The sequence below is a fragment of the Stenotrophomonas sp. CS3K5 genome (genome assembly GCF_059515225.1).
Genome location: NZ_JCAKRX010000002.1, coordinates 355,135 through 375,893, shown reverse-complemented (window position 1 = coordinate 375,893; position 20,759 = coordinate 355,135). Strand labels below are relative to the sequence as shown.

At 66.2% G+C, this 20,759-nt stretch carries 20 protein-coding genes; 10 read left to right on the top strand and 10 right to left on the bottom strand.

All coding sequences use genetic code 11. From position 1 onward, the window contains the following. Positions 1-77: 77 nt before the first annotated feature. Positions 78-809 carry a hypothetical protein gene (locus AC5YGJ_RS04300; RefSeq protein WP_496185839.1) on the bottom strand — a complete coding sequence of 244 codons (732 nt, stop codon included), beginning with the start codon at positions 807-809 and terminating at the stop codon, positions 78-80. A 248-nt stretch (positions 810-1,057) separates the two neighbouring features. Between AC5YGJ_RS04300 and AC5YGJ_RS04295 the strand changes: the two genes are divergently transcribed. Continuing rightward, positions 1,058-1,438: a response regulator gene (locus AC5YGJ_RS04295; RefSeq protein WP_496185838.1), complete on the top strand. Its 381-nt coding sequence runs from the start codon at positions 1,058-1,060 to the stop codon at positions 1,436-1,438. Between the two features lie 52 nt (positions 1,439-1,490). Here AC5YGJ_RS04295 and AC5YGJ_RS04290 read toward each other — a convergent pair whose 3' ends face one another. From AC5YGJ_RS04290 to AC5YGJ_RS04280, 3 genes are all read right to left on the bottom strand, one after another. Next, complete coding sequence (locus AC5YGJ_RS04290; protein WP_496185837.1) at positions 1,491-1,766, bottom strand: BLUF domain-containing protein; 276 nt, start codon at positions 1,764-1,766, stop codon at positions 1,491-1,493. 348 nt (positions 1,767-2,114) lie between these two features. Then, on the bottom strand, positions 2,115-4,763 hold the full coding sequence (locus AC5YGJ_RS04285) for an excinuclease ABC subunit UvrA (protein WP_496185836.1): 2,649 nt from the start codon (positions 4,761-4,763) through the stop codon (positions 2,115-2,117). Between the two features lie 134 nt (positions 4,764-4,897). Next, positions 4,898-5,329, bottom strand: a complete 432-nt coding sequence (locus tag AC5YGJ_RS04280; protein WP_496185835.1) for a BLUF domain-containing protein — start codon at positions 5,327-5,329, stop codon at positions 4,898-4,900. A gap of 169 nt (positions 5,330-5,498) precedes the next feature. On the opposite strand from AC5YGJ_RS04280, the gene AC5YGJ_RS04275 reads away from it, so the two are divergent. The 3 genes from AC5YGJ_RS04275 (at position 5,499) to AC5YGJ_RS04265 (ending at position 6,505) form a co-directional block, all read left to right on the top strand. Further along, complete coding sequence (locus AC5YGJ_RS04275) at positions 5,499-5,744, top strand: hypothetical protein (protein WP_496185834.1); 246 nt, start codon at positions 5,499-5,501, stop codon at positions 5,742-5,744. 90 nt (positions 5,745-5,834) lie between these two features. Then, complete coding sequence (locus AC5YGJ_RS04270) at positions 5,835-6,086, top strand: hypothetical protein (protein WP_107230574.1); 252 nt, start codon at positions 5,835-5,837, stop codon at positions 6,084-6,086. A gap of 26 nt (positions 6,087-6,112) precedes the next feature. Further along, positions 6,113-6,505: a hypothetical protein gene (locus tag AC5YGJ_RS04265; RefSeq protein ID WP_496185833.1), complete on the top strand. Its 393-nt coding sequence runs from the start codon at positions 6,113-6,115 to the stop codon at positions 6,503-6,505. Positions 6,506-6,550: 45 nt separating this feature from the next. Here AC5YGJ_RS04265 and AC5YGJ_RS04260 read toward each other — a convergent pair whose 3' ends face one another. From AC5YGJ_RS04260 to AC5YGJ_RS04250, 3 genes are all read right to left on the bottom strand, one after another. Continuing rightward, positions 6,551-7,366, bottom strand: coding sequence for a S1 family peptidase (locus AC5YGJ_RS04260; RefSeq protein WP_496185832.1), 816 nt, complete (start codon positions 7,364-7,366; stop codon positions 6,551-6,553). Between the two features lie 136 nt (positions 7,367-7,502). After that, positions 7,503-8,372, bottom strand: a complete 870-nt coding sequence (locus AC5YGJ_RS04255) for a methylenetetrahydrofolate reductase (RefSeq protein WP_496185831.1) — start codon at positions 8,370-8,372, stop codon at positions 7,503-7,505. After that, the gene (locus AC5YGJ_RS04250) at positions 8,372-9,286 is read right to left on the bottom strand and encodes a LysR family transcriptional regulator (protein WP_496185830.1); all 915 of its coding nucleotides are present in this window, start codon (positions 9,284-9,286) and stop codon (positions 8,372-8,374) included. Before AC5YGJ_RS04250 ends, AC5YGJ_RS04255 begins: the two co-directional genes overlap by 1 nt. Before the next feature lie 75 nt (positions 9,287-9,361). Between AC5YGJ_RS04250 and msuE the strand changes: the two genes are divergently transcribed. The 3 genes from msuE to AC5YGJ_RS04235 are packed head-to-tail and all read left to right on the top strand — an operon-like array spanning position 9,362 to position 12,064. After that, a complete protein-coding gene (gene msuE, locus AC5YGJ_RS04245) occupies positions 9,362-9,952 on the top strand; it encodes an FMN reductase (RefSeq protein ID WP_249843994.1) in 591 nt (196 codons plus the stop codon). A gap of 59 nt (positions 9,953-10,011) precedes the next feature. Beyond that, positions 10,012-10,989: a DUF1852 domain-containing protein gene (locus AC5YGJ_RS04240; RefSeq protein WP_309340782.1), complete on the top strand. Its 978-nt coding sequence runs from the start codon at positions 10,012-10,014 to the stop codon at positions 10,987-10,989. Between the two features lie 40 nt (positions 10,990-11,029). Next, the gene (locus tag AC5YGJ_RS04235; protein ID WP_496185829.1) at positions 11,030-12,064 is read left to right on the top strand and encodes a methionine synthase; all 1,035 of its coding nucleotides are present in this window, start codon (positions 11,030-11,032) and stop codon (positions 12,062-12,064) included. Between the two features lie 127 nt (positions 12,065-12,191). Here AC5YGJ_RS04235 and AC5YGJ_RS04230 read toward each other — a convergent pair whose 3' ends face one another. Continuing rightward, on the bottom strand, positions 12,192-13,391 hold the full coding sequence (locus AC5YGJ_RS04230) for a serine hydrolase domain-containing protein (protein WP_496185828.1): 1,200 nt from the start codon (positions 13,389-13,391) through the stop codon (positions 12,192-12,194). Positions 13,392-13,558: 167 nt separating this feature from the next. On the opposite strand from AC5YGJ_RS04230, the gene AC5YGJ_RS04225 reads away from it, so the two are divergent. Continuing rightward, positions 13,559-14,794, top strand: a complete 1,236-nt coding sequence (locus AC5YGJ_RS04225) for an MFS transporter (protein ID WP_496185827.1) — start codon at positions 13,559-13,561, stop codon at positions 14,792-14,794. 13 nt (positions 14,795-14,807) lie between these two features. Further along, the gene (locus AC5YGJ_RS04220) at positions 14,808-16,055 is read left to right on the top strand and encodes an arsenic transporter (protein WP_496185826.1); all 1,248 of its coding nucleotides are present in this window, start codon (positions 14,808-14,810) and stop codon (positions 16,053-16,055) included. Between the two features lie 13 nt (positions 16,056-16,068). Here the strand turns inward: AC5YGJ_RS04220 and AC5YGJ_RS04215 are convergent, their stop codons facing one another. Together AC5YGJ_RS04215 and AC5YGJ_RS04210 are read right to left on the bottom strand one after the other, a co-directional pair. Further along, entirely contained in the window at positions 16,069-17,235 is a 1,167-nt protein-coding gene (locus AC5YGJ_RS04215) for a serine hydrolase domain-containing protein (protein ID WP_496185825.1), read from the bottom strand. A 117-nt stretch (positions 17,236-17,352) separates the two neighbouring features. Then, positions 17,353-18,357 carry an extracellular catalytic domain type 1 short-chain-length polyhydroxyalkanoate depolymerase gene (locus AC5YGJ_RS04210; protein ID WP_496185824.1) on the bottom strand — a complete coding sequence of 335 codons (1,005 nt, stop codon included), beginning with the start codon at positions 18,355-18,357 and terminating at the stop codon, positions 17,353-17,355. Positions 18,358-18,579: 222 nt separating this feature from the next. Between AC5YGJ_RS04210 and AC5YGJ_RS04205 the strand changes: the two genes are divergently transcribed. Further along, positions 18,580-20,754 (top strand): TonB-dependent receptor, encoded by a 2,175-nt coding sequence (locus AC5YGJ_RS04205; protein ID WP_496185943.1) that lies wholly within the window; start codon positions 18,580-18,582, stop codon positions 20,752-20,754. Positions 20,755-20,759 lie beyond the last annotated feature (5 nt).

Here is a 20,759-nt window from a genome sequence, read left to right as displayed (position 1 = left end):
AGGTGCCCTCCCCACTCAACTGCGAATGGATCTGTGAGGTCGTCGTAGCGGGGAGTGATAGTCGAGCAAGCTCGACGCTACGGGGCGGCGGGCGGCGTGGGCTCGGGCTCGTGGGTGGAGCCTTCCAGCAGGGCGACGTAGGTGTCCAGGCGCGTGCGCAGTCCGGTCAACAGCCATCCTGTGAGGTAGAGCAGGACGAGCGCGTAGATGAGGAATGCGCCCAGCTGGCCGACGTCAAAGGCGCTGCTCCAGTCTCCCCATTTCCACTCCCGGAACTGCAGGTAGAGGGCGACCAGCAGCGGAAATGGACCGAGCCGTTGCAGGCCGCCATAAATCAGCCCCATGCGCTCGATCATGCTGGTACGCAGGTGGGTGACGTACTTGAGGCGGCGCTCCCGTTCGACCCTGGGAAACCCTCGAAGCTCGGTGATCACCGCTTGCCATTGGGCAAACTCGCCATCCATTTCCTGCGCATGCGACAGCCGTGGCTGTACGAACTGGCGGATTCCACGGCGGGCCGCGAGAAACCCGCCGATGACAAAGCCTCCGATCTCCGCCGCCAGGCACACCCTGACCAGAAGCAGCGCGGCCGTAAGCGGCAGCCATCGATCAGGCAGCTGGCTGCCGAGAATGCCGATGGCGGCGGCCAGCGCGCCTACGCGCCACGACCACCTCTCCAGCCGGCCGGCCTTGGGGTAGATGCTGTGCTCAGCCAGCGCCTGCACCCGCTGGTAAAGCCAGTGGAACGTCAGTTCCTGCTGCTTCGTCTGGTCCGGCGAATCGACGCCGCCCCCTGCCTGCATGTCCATTGCGTCCCCTGCCCCGCCGGCCCGGATGCCGGCGGCAGTATCGTAGCCGAGCTGTGCGGTGGATGCCCAACACACGCACCCGCTGAGCGGGCCAGCCTGGATAGCAAAGCCAGCGCTCCAGCGTGCTCAGTGCCGAACCGGGCGATGGGCTTCGCATCAGACTGACAGCGTGCACTCACAGCGTTGATGCAGCACAGCACAGAATGCATGTCCCAACGTGTTACAGGCATGCACGCGTGCAATCCGGAATGATCCAGGGCAAGCGAAATCTACTGCTGGTGGAAGACCAGCTCGACCTGGCGGCTCTCATGGAACAGGCGCTGGAAGACGGAGGCAGCCAGGTAACCCACGCCTATAGTGTGTTTGATGCAATGGGGCTGCTGGAGACGCAGACCTACGATGTTGCTGTCCTGGATGTTGAGCTTCGTGACGGCGTGGTGTTTCCGGTTGCCGATCGCTTGGCTGAACTTGGCATCCCGTATCTGTTCGTCTCTGCGGTGTACGACCAGCTGGTGCCACTCCGCCATCGCCGCGCCACCTTCGTGGCCAAGCCATTTCACATTGACCAGTTGCAGGAAGCACTGCGGCGCGTGACAGGGACGCTGTGTATCCCATCCGGCGCACACTGATTCAGCTGCATTTCCTGCTGAGTGACGACCTCAGGCGGCTTTCGCGTGGGGCTCAACCAGCAAAAAGCAGCTTTTCCATGGCGGTTGCACCGGTCTGATCGGTTGCCGCCCGCAGGATGAAACGGGTCCAGTCAGCACGGGCAATCATTCGCAGCTCATCTTCTGCAACTGAAAGGCGGCGCATGGGCCAGAACGGCAACCGCCGCTGCCCGACACGGCCTCGAGCGGGTTCTATGAGATTGTCGTGGCTGCTGGCACCCCTGACGCGGGAGAAGGTCACATCCAGGCCATCGGCAGGCCCTTCCATGTGTTGCAGGAATCGACTCAATGGCTGTGTCTACTTCGTGGATCCAGCCGGCACGCCATATCTTGCCGCGTGGCCCCAGGGTTATTCGCTGGCCATGAAGGGAGACGTCCCCATAGGGGTGCAGGACGTACGATCGGGCGCCGTGATGGAGTTCGGAACTGCCGCATCATTCGAAGGCGGGCATGGAGGCGACCTGCTCCGTTCGAGTCTTGCCGCGACCATCCCGGCGGGCTGTACGGCCCCAATCATGACGATTCACTCGGTACGGCCGGCAGAGGGCCCGGCGCGAGAAGGCGCCCTCCCCGCTCAACTACGCATGGATCTGTGAGGTCGTCGTAGCGGGGAACGATAGCCGAGCGTGGCCCGGCGCTACAGAGGAGGCAGCTCGCGCGCCAGGAACGGCGCTGTTCGGCTGCCTTTGGCCCGGGCTACCTGATGCGGCGTTCCCTTCGCCACGATGGTGCCACCGGCACCGCCTGCACCCGGCCCCACGTCAATCACCCAGTCGGCCTGGGCGACCGCGCGCATGTCGTGCTCGATCATCACCACCGTGTTTCCCGCGTCCACCAGCCGTTGCAGCTGCACCAGCAGCCTGTCCGCGTCCGAGGCGTGCAGGCCGGTGGTGGGTTCGTCCAGTACGTAAAGCGTGCGCCCGCGCTGGCTGCGCTGCAGTTCGGTGGCCAGCTTGATGCGCTGCGCTTCACCGCCGGAGAGTTCGGTGGCCGGCTGGCCCAGCCGCAGATAGCCCAGGCCGATCTCCTGCAGCAGCTGCAGCGGGCGGGCGATGGGCGCTTCCTCGCTGAAGAATGCCTGCGCCTGGTCCACCGTCATCTGCAGGACCTCGGCGATGTTGCGGTCGTTCCACAGCACCTTCAGCGTAGCTTCGTTATAGCGGGCGCCGTGGCAGGTGGGGCACGGCGCATAGACGCTGGGCATGAACAGCAGCTCGACGCTGACGAAGCCTTCGCCTTCGCAGGTCTCGCATCGGCCCTTGGCCACGTTGAACGAGAAGCGGCCGGCATCGAAGCGGCGCCGGCGCGCGGCCGGGGTGGCGGCGAACAGCTTGCGCACGTGGTCGAACAGGCCGGTATAGGTGGCCAGGTTCGAGCGCGGCGTGCGGCCGATCGGCTTCTGGTCCACCTGCACCACCCGCTGGATGGCGTCCACGTCGCCTGCCAGTTGGCCGCGTGTCGCTTCGATGACGGTGGGTGCTTCCGCAGGCGCATTCTCCGCACTGTCGTCCACCGGCTCATGGCCCAGGTGCAGCAGCATCAGCTCCGGCAGCGCCTGGGCCATCAGGCTGGATTTGCCTGAGCCTGAAATGCCGGTGACTGCGGTCAGCAGCCCCAGCGGCACCTGCGCATCCACGCCCCGCAGGTTGTGCCGGTGGATGCCTTTCAGTTCAAGCCAGCTCGCAGCGCTGCGCTGGCGGCTGGCCGCTGCCGGCACCTGGTCGAACAGGTACAGGGCGGTGCGCGAATCCTGCGCCTGGCGCAGGCCGTCGGGCGTGCCGCTGTACAGCACGCGCCCTCCCCGCTCTCCGGCTTCGGGTCCCACATCCACCAGCCACTGCGCGCGGCGCATCAGTTCCAGATCATGCTCGACCACGAATACCGAGTTTCCACCGTCACGCAACCGGTCCAGTGCGTCGTACAGAGCCTGGCTGTCGGCCGGATGCAGGCCCGCAGAAGGTTCATCGAGCACATACAGCACGCCAAACAGCAGCGAGCTGAGCTGGGTGGCCAGCCGCAGCCGCTGCAGTTCACCGGCCGAGAGCGTTGGCGTGGCGCGATCCAGCGAGAGATAGCCCAGGCCCAGCCCACGCAGGTGCCGCACGCGCGCCATCACCCCTTCGGCCAGCCGCTGTGCCGCCAGCCGCTTCTCTTCAGACAGGGCCGACGTCAGCCGCACGTCGGGAGCCGCCGCATGGACGGCGCGGCCACTGGCGGCCCGCGCGGCGCGGTCGCGGCGTGTGGCGTTGCCGCTGGTGCGCGCGCCTTGGCGCTGCGCGCTGAAGTCACCCTGCGCGATGGGGTCCAGCAGATCGGCCAGTTGATCCAGCGGCAGCCGCATGAACTCGCCGATATCCACGCCGGCAAAGGTGACCGAGAGTGCTTCCGGCTTCAGGCGCTTGCCGTGGCAGGCCGGGCACAGCTTGCCTTCCATGTAGCGCGAGACCCGCTTGCGCATCAGCGCGCTCTGGGTGTTGGCAAAGGTGTGCAGCACGTAGCGACGCGCGCCGGTATAGGTGCCCATGTAGCTGGGTTCGAGCTTCCGCTTGAGCGCGGCGCGGGTTTCGGCAGGCGTGAAGCCGGCATAGACCGGCACGCTCGGCGTCTCCTCGGTGAACAGGATCCACTCGCGGTCCTTCTTCGGCAGCTTCTTCCACGGCACGTCGATGTCGTAGCCCAGCGTGACCAGGATGTCGCGCAGGTTCTGGCCGTGCCATGCCGGCGGCCATGACGCGATGGCGCGCTCGCGGATGCTCAGCGACGGGTCCGGCACCATCAACGCTTCGGTCACGTCGTACACGTGCCCCAGCCCATGGCAAGTACTGCAGGCACCCTGCGGCGTGTTGGGCGAGAAATCCTCGGCGTAAAGCATCGGCTGGTTGGCCGGGTATGCCCCTGCGCGCGAATACATCATGCGCACCAGGCTGGACAGCGTGGTGACGCTGCCCACCGATGAGCGTGCATTGCTGGCACCGCGCTGCTGCTGCAATGCCACCGCGGGCGGCAGCCCGTCGATGGCATCCACATCGGGCACGCCGGCCTGGTCGATCAGGCGCCGGGCATAGGGCGCGACCGATTCGAAGTAGCGCCGCTGCGCCTCGGCGAAGATGGTGCCGAACGCCAACGAGGACTTGCCGGAACCGGAGACCCCGGAGAACACCACCAGCGCGTTGCGCGGTATGGAGACATCAACGTTCTTGAGGTTGTGCTCGCGTGCGCCGCGTACCTCCACGCAGCCGCTCGCGGCGGCGGCACATGACGATCCAGCAACGGGGGTGTGGGACATCTTCGCGATCCTGCAGGCAGTGAGCGACGCGCACCGGTGCGCGTCCAGAACTGCATTCTCGCTGCTGCAGGGTGAATGCGGGTGATGGGAATGATCGCGTGATGCGTCACGCCCGGCCCTGATCCGCGTGCCGGCTAGGCGGCCTGTACGTATGGCGCCACGGCGGCCGCCAGTACATCGATACCCCACACCGAGCCTACGATGTTTTCTGGTTCGCTGATCTTGAAGCGCGACCAGTCGGCCCGGGCCAGCCTGCCCACCAGAAGCTGGTCGGCGGGAAGCTGCTGCATCGACCAATAGGGAAACTGCCGGGTTGAAACACGGCCCCGCGCCAGCTCGACAAGGCCGGTGTGGCTGCTCGATTGCAGGACACGCTCATACACGCTGGCCACCCCGTCTTCGGGGCCTTCGAAGTACTGCACGAATCGAACGCCATCATGCAGCAGCACGCCGGTCACGCCGGCAACCCGGTTGAACCTCGCCGCATCGGCGAGGAGAGATTCCAGGTGTTCAATCGAAAGACCTTCGGCTACTTCACTTGCATATACAACGGCCCGGATGGGCATGGTCTTCGCCTTGGAAAAGCAGTGCCACGTCGGCACGCACTCACACTCTAGCATCCCATTCAAGATGCACCCCGGCGCTGCATTCTTAACTCTTCAGAATTCAACCGGCCCTGGGTCGTGTACCAGCAGGCATGATGGGCGCCCCACGTTCAGGGCTTTGTTCATCTTCATGCGTGACATCGGACAGTTCTATGTAACAAGCGTCGAAGGAGTGACACGTGCAGATGGCACCCTGCTGCAGGTCACCCGCATTGATTGCGCCTGCCTGAAGTGCTCCAGGCAGTTCCGCGCCATTCCCGGCCACGGGCTGGTCGACCTCGATGGGGCGGCTGCGCTCAGCTGCCCGGGTTGCGGCAATCACCAGTCGGTCAGCCGTGCCAGGCTTGAGGAATTCAATTCGCGTGGTGGTGACTGAATCCGGTTCCACCTCGCCTCAACACCGCATCAACGCGCCTGCCATCTGCCCGGCCCTATCTTCCTGCTGTAGACCTAATCTGGCGTTCCGATGAGTCATACCGGCATTTTCAAGATCACCAACCTCACCTATCGGCTGGGCGCAGAGGGCGGGTTGGCCCGTGCGCTGCAGATTGAAGCCACCTGCACGGCCTGCGGGGCGGCCAGCGTCTGGAGCGAGCAGGACATGGAGCATGTAGCCGGGGGGACCGTGCTGGCCTGCCCTGCCTGTGGCACGCGGCAGGCGATCAGCAATGCCGGCCTTGTGAGCTGCCCGCCAGACATGCGCCATCCCCAGCGTTGACCGGTACGACAGGCTTCACGCGCCACGTGAGCAACACGCCGTACCCCCCTGCCCCACACCCGATCCACGACGCGCCTGCGACTGGCCCCACGCTGGACCCGAACACGCTCACCGCCCGGCTGCACAGCATTGGCGCAGACGCGGCCTCCGATGGACAGCCCTGGCCAGAGCGCCATCAACTGCCTGGGCGGCGTGTCGCCCTCGCCGACACCGACTGCTCGCTGGCGGGCTTGCGCGTGGTGATGGAAGTCCTGCTGGCCGCCCAGCGCGCCCGCGAGAATGGCGAGCTGGCGCAATACGCTGCCCCCCGGGTGATGGAGGGCCTGATCATGGCCGGGCTGGGGCTGACCGCGCACGCCAGTACGCGGGTGCGCCCGGAGGGATCGGGCGTTGCAGTGGTTGGCAGGTGGCGTGCCTGAGGATGACCGATGTGGTGGAGAGCTTTAGCCGAGCATGGCTCGGCTCTACAGGTCGTCTTCCCGGCTCATCACGTTCTCGATCCAGTCGACGTAGCGTGAGACGCGGACGTTGTAGACCATCTGGCCGTAGAAGCCCGCTTCCAGCGCATGCTCGGGCACGGCGGTGATCCACGAGCCCAGCCCGACCAGTCGCGGGCGGTCGTCCACGGTGATCAGCAGCGGCCCGCCACTGTCGCCGCTGCCCAACACGCCTTCCAGCGGCAGCCCCTGCGGCGGTGCGTCGAAGCGATACCAGAGATAGCGATCATTGCCACCGGTAATGGCGTTGCAGGCCCGGCGCAGCGATGTGCGATGCGACCCATCCGGCACCAGCCCAACGGCGCCGGTGCCGGTAGCGCCCTTTCCGATCAGCGCGGCAACCTGCCCGGCCTCGCCAGTACCGCGATAGAGAGCGACCGGCTGCACATCGTTGACCGGCGTCGCCAGCCTGACCAGCGCGATGTCATCGGAGGTGGCCAGGAACGCATGGATCTTCGACGCACTGCCGGTAGCCATGGCCTCTTTCCCCAGGGCTTCCGGCATGCGCTTGAAGCCGGGATGCAGGACGACCCGTTCGACGCCGTAGTTCGCCCCGTTGATGGCGACGGTTGCGCCCATGCCTTCCATCGGCGCCGCATGCGCTGCGGTAAGCACCCAGCGCGGCGCAATGAGAACGCCATGCCCTTCGCCCGGCATGTCGGCCAGTGCCGGGAACGCGGCGGCCTCGATGCGGTAGCGGGCATCGTCAACGTCGTGACGGATCACCACGGCACCGGCGGCGCAGGGCAATGCGGCAAGGGCCAGCAACAACCATCGGTTCATGGGTCCCTTCAATCTGGCAGTCAGTGCGCGCAGCCTAGCCGAACACGCCGCTGCGGAAGGAGATCTGCGACGAAACGCCTCTGTGGCTCGACGAAGCCCGCGAAAGCGGGCCTCGATTGGGCGCGGGCCAGGTCGTTCAGCGGCTGCCTGGGGTGCCACGCTGCCGATACATGTCGATCCAGTCCAGCGAGGGGGCGACACCGCCGAACGGGAAGATGTGTGGGCTGACCGGGCCATCGTCGTCGCGCAAGCCCTGCATAAGGCGATCCACCAACACCTCCGGGCCTGCGGTTCCCAGCAACCGGCCAATTGAAATGCCGTAGCGGGCCAGCATCGAGGTGCTGGCACCCACGCCGCACATCGTGGCGTAGCGCACCAGCCGCGCAATGCTGGCGGGGCCCGGCACGCCCAGCAGCACCGGATGGCTGATGCCATGGCCACGCAGCGCGTGCAGCCAGGCCAGCACCAGGTCGGCATCGAACGCGAACTGGGTGACGATCATCGGCGCCATGCCGCGTGCTTCGATGGCCTGGCATTTGTGCGCCAGCACCTGCCAGCGCTGCGCATCGCCCATCGCCGGGTGGCCTTCAGGGTGCCCGCCGATGCCGACCGACTTGATGCCGGCGCGCTCGAGGATGCCGGTAGCGATGATCGAGGCACTGTCTGCGAAGGGTCCAGCGGGCGTGGACAGATCGCCGGCAATCAGCAGGCAGCGCTCGGCACCGGCCTCGCTGACGGCGCGGACGATGAAGCGCTCAAGTGCCGCGCGCGACGGCACGCGGCGTGCGGAAACATGCGGCATCGGCGCAAAGCCCAGTTCGCGCACCGTGCGCGCCGCGGCCAGCCGTGCCTCGTCGTCTTCGCTGGCCAGATAAGGGATGGAGACCAGCGTGCCGGGTGCGATGCGGACAGCCTGTTCACGCAGCGCCGGCAGCGCCTTGGCGCTGACTTCCAATGAAAAGGCGTTGATGAAGGCCTGCGCCCGCGCGGAAAGCAATGCGGACATCAAGCGGCCCCGTGTGCGGCGCGGGCGATGGGCGTGCTATGGCGGGCCAGCTCGATGAAGGCCTCCAGGTAGTCGATGCCGGTGTCGCTCTGGCGCGCCCCCAGGTAGATCTGCTTGGGGATGCCTTTGGCGCCCAGCCGTACCGGCACCACGTCCATGCGCTCGGCGTACTCCTCCACCAGCCAGCGCGGCATGGCCGCCACGCCGCGGCCACTGGCTACCATCTGCATCATGATGTCGGTGGTCTCGATGGCCTTGTGGCGCCGTGGGGTGATGCCGGCCGGCAGCAGGAACTGGTTGTAGATGTCCAGCCGCTCGAACGGCACCGGGTAGCTGATCAGCACTTCCTGGGCCAGCTGGCGCGGCTTTACATGGTCCACCCTGGCAAGGGCGTGGTCCTTGGCCACCACCAGCACCTGTTCGTAATCGAACACCGGGACGAACTTCAGGCCGGGCTTCATCAATGGATCCGGCGTGACCAGCAGGTCGATCTCATAGCCGAACAGAGCGCCGATGCCGCCGAACTGGAACTTCTGCTTCACGTCCACATCCACATCCGGCCACGCGGCCAGGTACGGCGAGACGATCTTCAGCAACCACTGGTAGCAGGGGTGGCATTCCATGCCGATGCGCAGCGTGCCGCGTTCGCCCTGGGCGAACTGGCCCAGCCGCTCTTCGGCCAGGTCCAGCTGCGGCAGTACCCGGTTGGCCACGGCCAGCAGGTATTGCCCGGCCTGGGTCAGCCGCAGGCTGCGGCCCTCGCGCAGCCAGATATCAGTGCCCAGCTGCTGCTCCAGCTTCTTCATGCTGTGGCTCAGCGCCGATTGGGTCAGGTTGAGCACGCCGGCGGCGGCGGTGAGCGAGCCCTGCTGCTCGACCTGCTGCACGATGCTCAGGTGGATCCGTTCCAGCATGACGATGAATCCTGCTCATGGATTGGTGAAGTAATACCATTTTACGTCATGGAAGGGCGTGGCTAGCATCGGCTCATGCTTTCGCCTACCCGCCCCCTTCGTATCGTCGCCGTTTCCGGCGGGCTGCAGCGCCCCTCCCGGGCCGCCACCCTGTGCGAGCACCTGCTCGATGTGATCGGCGAGCACACGCCCAGCGACCCGCAGCTGATCGAGCTGGGCCAGCTGGCCCCGCAGCTGGCCGGTGCACTGTGGCGCTCGCAGCTGCCGGACGCCGTGCAGCACGCGCTGGCCAGCGTCGAACAGGCCGATGTGCTGGTGGTGGCCACGCCTGTCTATCGCGGCTCATACACCGGCCTGTTCAAGCACTTCTTCGACTTCATCGACCAGGACGCGCTGGTCGATACCCCGATCCTGCTGGCCGCCACCGGCGGCAGCGAGCGCCACGCGCTGATGATCGACCACCAGCTGCGGCCGCTCTTCAGCTTCTTCCAGGCCCGCACTCTGCCGCTGGGCGTGTACGCCACCGACCGCGATTTCGCCGACGGCCGGCTGCACAGCCACGCCCTGATCGAGCGGGCGCGGCTGGCCGTGCAGCGGGCGCTGCCGCTGCTGGCGCTGCCACGCCGTCGCGCGCCAGCCGTGGCCGAGACCGTTGCCACGCTCTGAATGCCGAATGCCCTCCCCCTTTGCCTTCGGATGCCACCCCGCACCACGGAACGCCGCCCATGACCACCGACACCTTTACCTTCCGCATCTCGCGCATTCCCTTCAACGAGGATTACCAACCCGCTGACGGCACGCGCATCACCACCAATTTCGCCAACCTGGCCCGAGGCGACGCGCGCCAGCAGAACCTGCGCAACACGCTGGGCATGATCAACAACCGCTTCAACGATCTGGCGCACTGGGACAACCCGGGCGCTGATCGCTACAGCGTTGAGCTGGACATCATATCGGTGGAGATGCACATCGATGACGCCAGCGATGCAGACCCTTTCCCGCTGATTGAGGTGCTGCGGCCGACCATCGTCGATACCTGCACCGGCGCGCGCATCGAAGGCATCGTCGGCAACAACTTCTCGTCCTATGTGCGCGACTACGACTTCAGCGTGGTGCTGCCAGCCAGCAATGAAGGCAAGGCGACGTTTGGCATTCCGGAAGGCTTCGGCGACCTGCACGGCAAGCTGTTCAAGCACTTCCTGCAGTCTGAGGCCTACCGCGCCAACTTCAGCAAGGCGCCGGTGATCTGCATCAGCGTGTCCAGCAGCCAGACCTACCACCGCACCGGCAACCACCACCCTATCCTGGGCGTGGAATACCGCCAGGGCGAGTTCTCCGCCACGGACCAGTACTTCGACAAGATGGGGCTGCAGGTGCGCTACTTCATGCCGCCGGGCAGCGTCGCGCCGCTGGCCTTCTACTTCCAGGGCGACCTGCTGGGCGATTACTCCAACCTGGAACTGATCGGCACCATCAGCACCATGGAAGCCTTCCAGAAGATCTACCGCCCGGAGATCTACAACGCCAATTCGGTGGCCGGCAAGGTCTACCAGCCCAGCCTGAAGCACCAGGACTATTCCTCCACCCGCATCGTCTACGACCGCGAGGAGCGCAGCCAGTTGGCGGTCAAGCAGGGCCGCTTCACCGAAGAACATTTCATCAAGCCGTACCGCGCGGTGCTTGAGCAGTGGGCCGCCCGCTGATCCATCGCTTCTCATTCGCACCCCGAGGACACACCCCGCAATGCCGACGAAGATACTGCTCCCCACCTCCACCGCGGGCAGCCTGCCCAAGCCCTCCTGGCTGGCCGAGCCGGAAACGCTGTGGTCACCCTGGAAGCTGCAGGATGACGGCCTGGTTGAAGGCAAGCAGGACGCCTTGCGCCTTTCGCTGCAGGAACAGCAGCACGCCGGCATCGATATCGTCAGCGATGGCGAGCAGACCCGGCAGCATTTCGTGACCACCTTCATCGAGCACCTCAGTGGTGTCGACTTCCAGAAGCGCGAAACCGTGCGCATCCGCAACCGCTACGACGCCAGCGTGCCGACCGTGGTCGGCGCGGTCAGCCGCCCCAGGCCGGTGTTTGTGGAGGACGCGACGTTCCTGCGCCGGCAGACCGGGCAGCCGATCAAGTGGGCGCTGCCCGGCCCGATGACCATGATCGACACGCTGTACGACGCCCACTACAAGAGCCGCGAGAAGCTGGCCTGGGAGTTCGCGAAGATCCTCAACGAGGAAGCGAAGGAACTGGAGGCGGCCGGCGTGGACATCATCCAGTTCGATGAGCCCGCCTTCAACGTGTTCTTCGATGAAGTGAACGACTGGGGCGTGGCGGCGCTGGAACGGGCGGTTGAAGGGCTGAAGTGCGAGACCGCCGTGCACATCTGCTACGGCTACGGCATCAAGGCCAACACCGACTGGAAGCAGACGCTGGGTTCGGAATGGCGCCAGTACGAAGAGTCGTTCCCGAAGCTGCAGCGCTCCAGCATCGACATCATCTCGCTGGAATGCCAGAACTCGCATGTGCCGATCGACCTGATCGAGCTGGTGCGCGGCAAGAAGGTGATGGTCGGCGCCATCGATGTGGCCTCGCACGCGGTTGAAACACCAGAGGACGTAGCCAACACCCTGCGCAAGGCGCTGCAGTTCGTTGATGCCGACAAGCTCTACCCGAGCACCAACTGTGGCATGGCCCCGCTGCCGCGCGCGGTGGCACGCGGCAAGCTGCGTTCACTCAGCGCGGGGGCGAAGATCGTGCGTGAGGAGCTGTCAGCCTGAGTGCATTGCGCGTCTGCGCGCCTGGTTGCAGTGGTGCGGCCGGGCGCCTTGGGAGCCGGCGCCTGCCGGATCGCACAGGGGGTACGGCGCCCGGTGGGATGCGTTGGCGTGCCGCGGGTGCCGATCCTCAGCGCAGGGCCTGCGCCAGCTGGAGGACGTCCGCGAAGAAGCCGCCGTAGTCGTCGCGTGGCGCAACGTGGGTATCACGCCGGTGGATCAGCCGCACCGCCACTACGCGCTGCTCGGGGATGACCAGCAGGTACTGGCCCATATAGCCGTTGGCGGCATAGCCAACGACAGGGCCACGCGCGATGTCGTAGAGATCGGAGAGCTTGAGCCCGCGCCCGGTGATTTCGGTGCCATAGCGTTGCGGCCACTCAGGACCCAGTGGTTCGGCCAAGGCAGCGACCAGCGCGTTCTTGCTGTCGAAGGTACGCCCGGCGGTGGACTGCAGGGCCGCCTGCACGCCGGCCTCCACCCCGCGCTCGGACAACAGATCGGCCAGCTGCGGCTTCAACTGATAGCGCTCCCAAGCCGGAATCCGCCACCACAGCAGGCCCACGTCGGGCGAGCGTGCACTCTCAGCGGTCAACAGTGCTACTGATCGCGCGCTCAGCAAACGTGTTCCATCCGGTGCCACACCGTCATCCAGCAGCAGTTGCCCGATCGCCGCCAGATCGGTCGCTCGTAGCGACAGGCCGGCCATGCCCAACGGGGTGCCGGCCTCGTCCTTCATCCACGCGTAGTGGGTGATGCCCAGCGGCTTGAACAGACGTGCGTGCAGATACGCATCCAGCGGCTTACCGGCCAGATGCTGCACGATGCCCGGCAGCAGATTGGTGGCCTTGTTGTTGTACGAGAAGGTGGTGCCGGGGGCATGGCTCAACTCCGCAGCCAGGGCCAGCTTGACCAGGTCTGGCGCGCCTTCCAGCTCCTGGCCGGCATTGGCCACGTTCTGCAGGCCTGAGGTGTGGTCCAGCAGCATGCGCACGGTGATGTGCTGCTTCTGGCCCTGTTTCCATTCGGGGTAGATGCGGCTGACCGGTTCATCGATCGAGGCCAGCTTGCCGTCGTCCAGCAGCAGCCCGATGGCCAGCGCCATCACCGACTTGGTGGCTGACATCAGATGAACGCTGTCCTGTCCAGACGCAGGCTTCAGTTCCAGCAGAGTTTTCCCGTCGTGCCTGACGAGCACGGCATCGGAGTGCGCTGCACGGGCGTTGCGGTCGATCGTGGCAAGCGCATCATCGGCCGTGGCCGCCCGCGCCGACAGCGGCATCAGCAGCGCCAAGGCGAGTATGTGGCAGAACCTGTGTGCGGATTTCATGATGGCCTCATTCGGTGAGTGCCGGAGCAGAATGACTACATCTGTAGTTAATCTGCAGTGCCTGAAGTCACGCCGCGGGATGCGCGACACGATCATCACAGCCTGACCCGCATAACTTCGCAGCCCCGCCCCCGCTCCGGCGACCCGTTGCAGCCGTGAATCGCCCCGTGACCGAACTGCCAGTTGCCCCTGCCATCGCCGCGCGCGCGGAGCGCGGTCTGGATGGCCTGAACTTCTTCCTCGCCGACGTCCGAGACGGACTGGGGCCCTATCTGGCGGTCTATCTGCTGGCCGTGCACCATTGGCAGCCGGCCAGCATCGGTGCGGTGATGACGGTCTCGGCGGTGGTCGCCCTGCTGACCCAGACCCCGGCCGGTGCGTTGATGGACCGCATCGCGGCAAAGCGGGCGGCGCTTGCGCTGGCCGCGATACTGGTCACCGGCACCTGCCTGCTGTTGCCGTGGATGCATTCGTTCACGCTGATCGCGTTGACCCAAGCGCTCAGTGCAGTGGCCGCTACGGTCATCGCCCCGGCGATCGCGGCCATCTCGCTGGGTGTAGGCGGTCCCCGCGCTTTCGCCCGCCGGATGGGGCGCAATGAAACCTTCAACCACGCCGGCAATGCAGTGGCCGCCGTGCTGGCCGGCGCCCTGGCCTATCTGTGGGGCCCGGTGGTGGTCTTCCCGCTGATGGCAGTGCTGACCGTGGCCAGCCTCGCGGCGCTGCGTTCGATTCCCGCGCAGGCGATCGACAACCAGCGCGCACGCGGCATGGACGCTGCCACCGACACCGATCACGCGCCCGCGTCGGCACGACTGCTGCTGCATGACCGCAACCTGCTGGTGCTGGCCGCATGCTGCGCACTGTTCCATCTGGCCAATGCCGCGATGCTGCCGCTGGTGGGCCAGAAACTGGCGCTGAGCGCTCCCGCCCTGGCCACCACGATGACGGCCGGGTGCATCGTGGCCGCGCAACTGGTGATGATCCCGATGGCATGGCTGGTCGGGGCGCGTGCAGACACGTGGGGACGGCGCCCGCTGCTGCTGGCAGGCTTCCTGATCCTGCCGATCCGCGCGGCGCTGTACCCCCTGTCCGATGCACCCGCATGGCTGCTGGGCGTGCAGTTGCTCGATGGTATCGGCGCGGGCCTGTTCGGCGCGCTGCTGCCGGTGATCGTCAGCGACCTGACCGAAGGTACCGGCCGCTTCAATGTCACCCTCGGCGCCGTGTCCACCGTGTTCGGCGTGGGCGCGGCATTCAGTCCGGGCCTGGCAGGCCTGGTGGTGCAGTTCGCAGGGTATGATGCCGCCTTCCTTGCACTTGCCGTGATTGCAGCGGGAGCGTTCCTGCTGGCGATGCGTGTACCGGAGACGGGCCGCGCATCCGCACGGCAGCGCAGCTGAGACCTCCCACTGCATGCTCACCTCCTCTTCTTCCCTCATCATCTGGGCCGCCGTAGCCATTGCCACGGCCGGACTGCTGTTCCGGCCGTTGCGCATTCCGGAGTATGTGTGGGCGCTGGCGGCTGTCGCACTACTGACGCTCAGTGGAGCGGTGTCGGCCGCCACGGCTTGGGGCGCAGCAGCCGAAGGTCGCGACGTCTACCTGTTCCTGGTCGGCATGATGACGCTGGCCGAACTGGCCCGGCGCGAAGGGCTGTTCGACTGGCTGGCACTGTATGCGGTCCGGCATGCCGGCGGGTCGGGGCGGCGCTTGTTCGACCTGGTGTTCCTGGTCGGCACGGTGGTGACCGTGTTCCTTTCCAATGATGCGACGGCGGTGGTGCTGACGCCGGCCGTCTACGCCGCCTGCAAGGCGGCGCGCGCCAATCCCCTGCCCTACCTGTTCGTCTGCGCGTTCATCGCCAATGCGGCCAGCTTCGTGCTGCCGATCTCCAACCCGGCCAACCTGGTGGTGTACGGCGCGCATATGCCGCCCCTGCTGCAGTGGCTGGGGCAGTTCGCGTTGCCTTCGCTGGCCGCGATCGGTGCCACCTACCTGGTGCTGCGCAGGGTGCATCGGCGCGAGATTGCCCAGCCGCTGGTGGCGGCGCCCGAGCACCGGCCGCTGTCCGAGGGTGGCCGGTTGAGTGCGTGGGGCGTGCTGTTCACCGGCAGCGTACTGTTGCTGACCTCCGCTCTGAACGGCCCGCTCGGCCTGGCCACATTCTGCGCGGGCGCGCTGAGCGTGGCGGTGGTGGCCATCCGTCAGCGCAGCAGCCCTGTACCGCTGCTGCGGCATGTGTCCTGGGGCGTGTTGCCGCTGGTGGCTGGCCTGTTCGTGCTGGTGGAAGCGGTGGCGCAGACCGGCGTCATCCAGGCTGCGGCCGATGCGCTGCAGGCGGTGGCACAGACGTCGCCGCGCCAGGCCGGCTGGTTGGCCGGTGGCGCAGCTGCCTTGCTCAGCAACGTGGCAAATAACCTGCCGGTCGGACTGGCGGCCGGCTCGCTGGGCCAGATGGCTGACCTGCCCGCACAGACGCGCGCAGCGCTGTTGGTCGGGGTGGACCTGGGCCCGAACCTGTCAGTGACCGGCTCGCTGGCCACGATGCTGTGGCTGGTGGCGCTACGCCGCGAAGGCGAGCATGTCAGCGCGTTCGACTTCCTGCGCGTAGGCGTGTTGGTGATGCCGCCGGCATTGATCGGCGCGCTGCTGTTGCTGTAGCCGCGCGCCGCTTCTATCGCCGGTTGCGCGCGCCGATCCGCTCGACCAGGGTGTCAATCGCCGCTTCCATGGCGTGCGCGGTCTGCTCGCCACTCTGGTTGGTGATGACGAAGATGCCCAGGTCGTGCTTCGGCATGATGTAGATGTAGCACTGCGAGCGGGGCACGCCGCCATGATGGGCATAGTAGGTGCCCTTCAGCGGATCGCCGGCAACGATGTTCCAGAAGTAGCCGATGCTGGATTCGTCGTCGAACCGGGCCAGGGCGCGGTGCGACTCCTTCACCACCGGCCCGTTGGCCAGTTGGAACTGCAGGTACTTCACCATGTCGGGCACGGTGGCCTTCACGTTGCCGGATGCGCCCCATGGCAACTCCGGCATGGGTGTGGTCGGCACCGGGTTGTCGCTGTGGTAGCCGACCGCAAGTCGCGATGCGTCGGCGTCACCGAGGGTGATCGTAACGCCGGTCATTCCAGCGGCAGTGTTGAAGAACGCACGTTGCAGGGCCTCATAGTCACGCCCATAGACCCGTTCCAGGATGTGCGCGGTCAACTGGGATCCGGCGCTGGAGTACGCGTACTCCTTGCCCGGCGCCCGGGGAATCCGCACGGCGTGCAGATCGTTGAGGAAATCGGCCTTGCCGTAACCGGCGTAGAGGGCATTGAGCTCAGCCGGTGTGCGGTGATCGGTGAAGTCGGCCAGTATCGTGTTCGCGCGCTCCGGCAGCATGTTCGGCAGGCCACTGGTGTGCGTCAGCAGGTGGCGGATGCGGATCGGCGCGCCCTGGTACTGCAGGTTCGGATAGTCGCCCTGCAGGTAGGTGCGAACGTCGTCATCCAGCCCCAGTTTGCCTTCCAGCACCGCATTGGCCACCAGCGTGCCGGCCAGGGTCTTGCTCAACGAGCCGATCTCATAGAGGGTGGCATCGGTCGGCGCACCCGGTTTTCCGGACTGCATGGCGCCGCGATGACGGATGAACGTCTGGCCACGGTGGACAACGCCGATCGAGGCCGAGTGCAGCAATGGCTGCTCGATCAGGGTCTGGGCCACCGCTTCGATATCCGCACCCGGATCCTGGGCCGGCACCGCTGTATCGGCGCAGCCGGCGGCCAGCAGCGCGGCCGACAGGACAAAGGCGTGAAGCCAGCGCCGGGTTCGGGCCGTGTCCGGTGTGGCGTCCATGCGCTGGCACGTAGGAGAAGTTGGGGCGCTCACGATAGCGGATCGGCGGCGGTGGCCGCAGGTGCCATCCGACACCTGCGGCCGACCCGCCTCAACCCGGCGCTCTACCCTGCCCGCTCAGCGCTGGTAGTCCTTCAGGAACAGCCAGGTGATCAGCGTGGCATCCGGGCCCTTCGGGTCGGTGAACGGCAGGCCCGACTGGCTGCCACTCCAGGCATGGCCCATGCCCTGCACCACATAATGCTGGGCCAGCGTGCGGCCGCCGTAGCGGTAGGTATCCACGGTGTAGGCGCGCCCACCCGGTACCTGGCCGTGATAGGTGCTGGTCGGCTGGTACTTCACCGAATCGTTGTCCAGGCCATCATCGGCCAGGTCGTTGGTCTGCAGGAACTGGCGCACGGCCTGCTGCCCGTTCACCGGGTTGACGGTGAGATCGGCGCTGCCATGGAACACCAGAACCGGCAGCGGCCGTGGCGAGGGCGAGCCCGAGCACTGCCAGGCCAGGCGCCCGTTGCTGTCCGGCGAATAGATGCTGCCGGCCAGCAACGCATACGCGCTGCCGGAAATGGTGGTGGCGCCCTTGAACATGCCGCCGGAATGGATGGCGCCGGCGGCGAACACATCCGAGTAGCAGGCCAGCATGATCGAGGTCATCGCACCGCCGGCCGAAATGCCGCTCACATAGACCCGATGCGGATCCACGCTGTAGTCGGCCTTCACCTTGTCGACGATGCCGGCCAGGATCGACGGCTCGCCGCTGTCGCGGGCCTGGTTGATCGGCAGCTGCCAGTTCCAGCAGCGCGCCGGGTTGGAGGTGACGTTCTGCCGTGGATAGACCACGAGGAAGCCCTCGGTGTCGGCCACATCGTTGAACCCGGAGGCCTCGCCCATCAGGTTCGGGCCGTTGACGCAGCCGTGCAGGACCAGCAGCAGCGGTAATGGCTGGGCGCCGTCGTAGCCGGCCGGTACCCAGACCTGATATTCGCGGGCGCCGAACAGATTGCCGTACAGGGCGATGTCCCAGTGCCCGGCCGGCGCGGCAGCGAAGGCACTGCCGACCGTAGCCAACCCGGTGCACAGCACCAGCAACATCGCCTTGATTGAATCGAATGCGGATTTCATGGCCAGATCCTCCTGCATGAGTCGTGGGTGACGGGGTACCGGGCAGCACGTGCGGCGGGGGCGCGTGGCCAGTATCCGCATCCGGGCGCGGCTGCCGACTGGACCTAGGTCCACTCGTGAGCGCCGGATGACACCGCTAGCCTTGGCAGCAGGGGTGGCATCGGGCCATCTGCAATGGACCTGCCTGGGGAGGATGGAATGAGACGGAATGGCTTGAGCCTGATGATCGGCATGCTGCTGGCCTCCGCGCCGGCGCTGGCGCAGGAGGCGCCGGCGACCGGACCGGCCACGGCCCGCTCTGCCACCCCGACCAATCTGGACAGCATCAAGGTGACCGCGCGCAAGCGCGAGGAAACCCTGCAGGAAGTGCCGGTGGCGGTCACCGCGTTCACCTCCGAGGCGTTGGACAGGATGAACGTGCAGGACATCAGCGACCTCGATGCGCAGGTGCCCAATCTGACCATCTATGCGGCGCGCGGCGCCAGCAGCACGGTCACTGCCTATATCCGCGGCATCGGCCAGTCCGACCCCACCTGGGGCGCCGACCCCGGCGTGGGCATCTACCTGGATGATGTGTATATCGCCCGGCCGCAGGGCGCGCTGCTGGATGTGTTCGATGTGTCGCGCATCGAAGTGCTGCGCGGGCCACAGGGCACGCTGTACGGCAAGAACACCATTGGCGGCGCGATCAAGTACATCTCGCGCGGCCTGCCCACCCAGACCGAGGGTTTCGCCCAGATCACGGTGGGCAACTACAGCCAGCTCGACGCCAAGGCCGCCCTTGGTGGCCCCATCGGGGGTGCCGACAGCGGCCTGCGTGCCCGCGTGGCGGTGGCCAGCATGAACCACGACGGTTTCGGCGAGAACACCTTCACTGGCCAGCCGGTCAGCGACAAGCAGATCAACGCGGCGCGCCTGGACCTGGGCGCCTACGCTGGCGATGACCTCGACGTGCAGTTCGCACTGGACTGGATCGATGACCAGTCCGGCATGCGCGGCTCGAAGATGCTGGCACCCAACCCGTTCCTGCGCGCCTACGCGCCGATGGACAGCCGTTACGACATCCGTTCGGGCATGCGCAACCTCAACAACGTGGAGACCAAGGGCGCATCGGCCACGCTGAACTGGCGGCCCAATGAAGATGTTGCGGTGAAGTACGTGGTGGCCAAGCGTGAATCGGACAGCGCGGCCAATATCGATTTCGACACCACGCCGGTGAAGCTGGCCGACGTCAGCGGCACCTACAACGACAACCAGGTCAGCAACGAAGTGCAGCTGAACTACGATGCCGGCGGCCGCGTGCGTGGCGTGGTGGGGGTCTACCAGTTCAGCGGCGAGGCCGGTGGACAGATCCAGAACAACTACTTCAGCGCGCAGTTCGCCGACAACCAGGGCAAGGTGCTGACCGACAGCATCGCGCTGTACGCGGACTGGACCTTCGACCTGACCCGCGCGCTGAAGCTTGACGTGGGCGCGCGCTACACCGACGAGGACAAGCGCGCGATCGTGCTCAACCGCCTCTACGCCGACCCGGGCTTCAGCCGGCCGGTGGCGGTGACCGCAGACTTCGACAAGAAGACCAACTTCAAGAATGTCTCGCCCAAGGTCTCGCTGGATTACCAGATCACTCCGGACATCATGGTCTACGGGCTGGCCACGCGTGGTTTCAAGTCCGGCGGCTACAACATCCGCGCCAATGCCGTGGCAGTGCCGCGCTCGGCCGAGCCGTTCGATGACGAGACCGTGGACAGCTATGAGGTGGGCAGCAAGATGGCCTTCCTCGACCAGCGCCTGTTCCTGAACCTGTCGGCTTTCTACAACAAGTACAAGGATATCCAGCTGTCGGTGTTCACCGGCCTGGACACCAATGGCGATGGCATCGACGATTCGTTCTTCGGCGACTTCACCAATGCCGGCGCCGGCACCGTCAAGGGCCTGGAACTGGAGTACCAGTACCTGCCGAGCCGGCACTGGCTGATCTCGGGCAACCTGGCCTGGCTGGACACCCGGTACGACGAGTACATGGACCGCGGCGTCAATGTGGCCGACCAGATGAAGTTCACCAATGCTCCGGATTTTTCCGGCGCGTTGAACGTGGAATACCGCACCGACCTGGCCAACGGCGGCAATCTCTCGGCGCGGGTGGGCTACAGCTACCAGAGCGAGGTATGGCCGACCACCGACCTGAGCCCGGTGATCCGCCAGGACGGCTATGGACTGGTCAATGCCGGTGTGATCTGGCGCCGTGACGATGCCTGGACCTTCTCGTTGCAGGGCACCAACCTGGCCGACAAGGCGTACCGCACCACCGGCTACAACATCCCGGCGGTCGGCACCCTGATTGGCTTCTACGGACCGCCGCGCCAATATAGCCTGAGCGTCCGCTACGATTTCTAGGAACC

Excerpts from the sequence above, each read along its gene's own strand:
- AC5YGJ_RS04300 (WP_496185839.1), bottom strand. The coding sequence starts at position 809 with ATGGACATGCAGGCAGGGGGCGGCGTCGATTCGCCGGACCAGACGAAG.
- AC5YGJ_RS04295 (WP_496185838.1), top strand. The coding sequence starts at position 1,058 with ATGATCCAGGGCAAGCGAAATCTACTGCTGGTGGAAGACCAGCTCGAC.
- AC5YGJ_RS04285 (WP_496185836.1), bottom strand. The coding sequence starts at position 4,763 with ATGTCCCACACCCCCGTTGCTGGATCGTCATGTGCCGCCGCCGCGAGC.
- AC5YGJ_RS04280 (WP_496185835.1), bottom strand. The coding sequence starts at position 5,329 with ATGCCCATCCGGGCCGTTGTATATGCAAGTGAAGTAGCCGAAGGTCTT.
- AC5YGJ_RS04275 (WP_496185834.1), top strand. The coding sequence starts at position 5,499 with ATGCGTGACATCGGACAGTTCTATGTAACAAGCGTCGAAGGAGTGACA.
- AC5YGJ_RS04270 (WP_107230574.1), top strand. The coding sequence starts at position 5,835 with ATGAGTCATACCGGCATTTTCAAGATCACCAACCTCACCTATCGGCTG.
- AC5YGJ_RS04260 (WP_496185832.1), bottom strand. The coding sequence starts at position 7,366 with ATGAACCGATGGTTGTTGCTGGCCCTTGCCGCATTGCCCTGCGCCGCC.
- AC5YGJ_RS04255 (WP_496185831.1), bottom strand. The coding sequence starts at position 8,372 with ATGTCCGCATTGCTTTCCGCGCGGGCGCAGGCCTTCATCAACGCCTTT.
- AC5YGJ_RS04250 (WP_496185830.1), bottom strand. The coding sequence starts at position 9,286 with ATGCTGGAACGGATCCACCTGAGCATCGTGCAGCAGGTCGAGCAGCAG.
- msuE (WP_249843994.1), top strand. The coding sequence starts at position 9,362 with ATGCTTTCGCCTACCCGCCCCCTTCGTATCGTCGCCGTTTCCGGCGGG.
- AC5YGJ_RS04240 (WP_309340782.1), top strand. The coding sequence starts at position 10,012 with ATGACCACCGACACCTTTACCTTCCGCATCTCGCGCATTCCCTTCAAC.
- AC5YGJ_RS04235 (WP_496185829.1), top strand. The coding sequence starts at position 11,030 with ATGCCGACGAAGATACTGCTCCCCACCTCCACCGCGGGCAGCCTGCCC.
- AC5YGJ_RS04230 (WP_496185828.1), bottom strand. The coding sequence starts at position 13,391 with ATGAAATCCGCACACAGGTTCTGCCACATACTCGCCTTGGCGCTGCTG.
- AC5YGJ_RS04220 (WP_496185826.1), top strand. The coding sequence starts at position 14,808 with ATGCTCACCTCCTCTTCTTCCCTCATCATCTGGGCCGCCGTAGCCATT.
- AC5YGJ_RS04215 (WP_496185825.1), bottom strand. The coding sequence starts at position 17,235 with ATGGACGCCACACCGGACACGGCCCGAACCCGGCGCTGGCTTCACGCC.
- AC5YGJ_RS04210 (WP_496185824.1), bottom strand. The coding sequence starts at position 18,357 with ATGAAATCCGCATTCGATTCAATCAAGGCGATGTTGCTGGTGCTGTGC.
- AC5YGJ_RS04205 (WP_496185943.1), top strand. The coding sequence starts at position 18,580 with ATGATCGGCATGCTGCTGGCCTCCGCGCCGGCGCTGGCGCAGGAGGCG.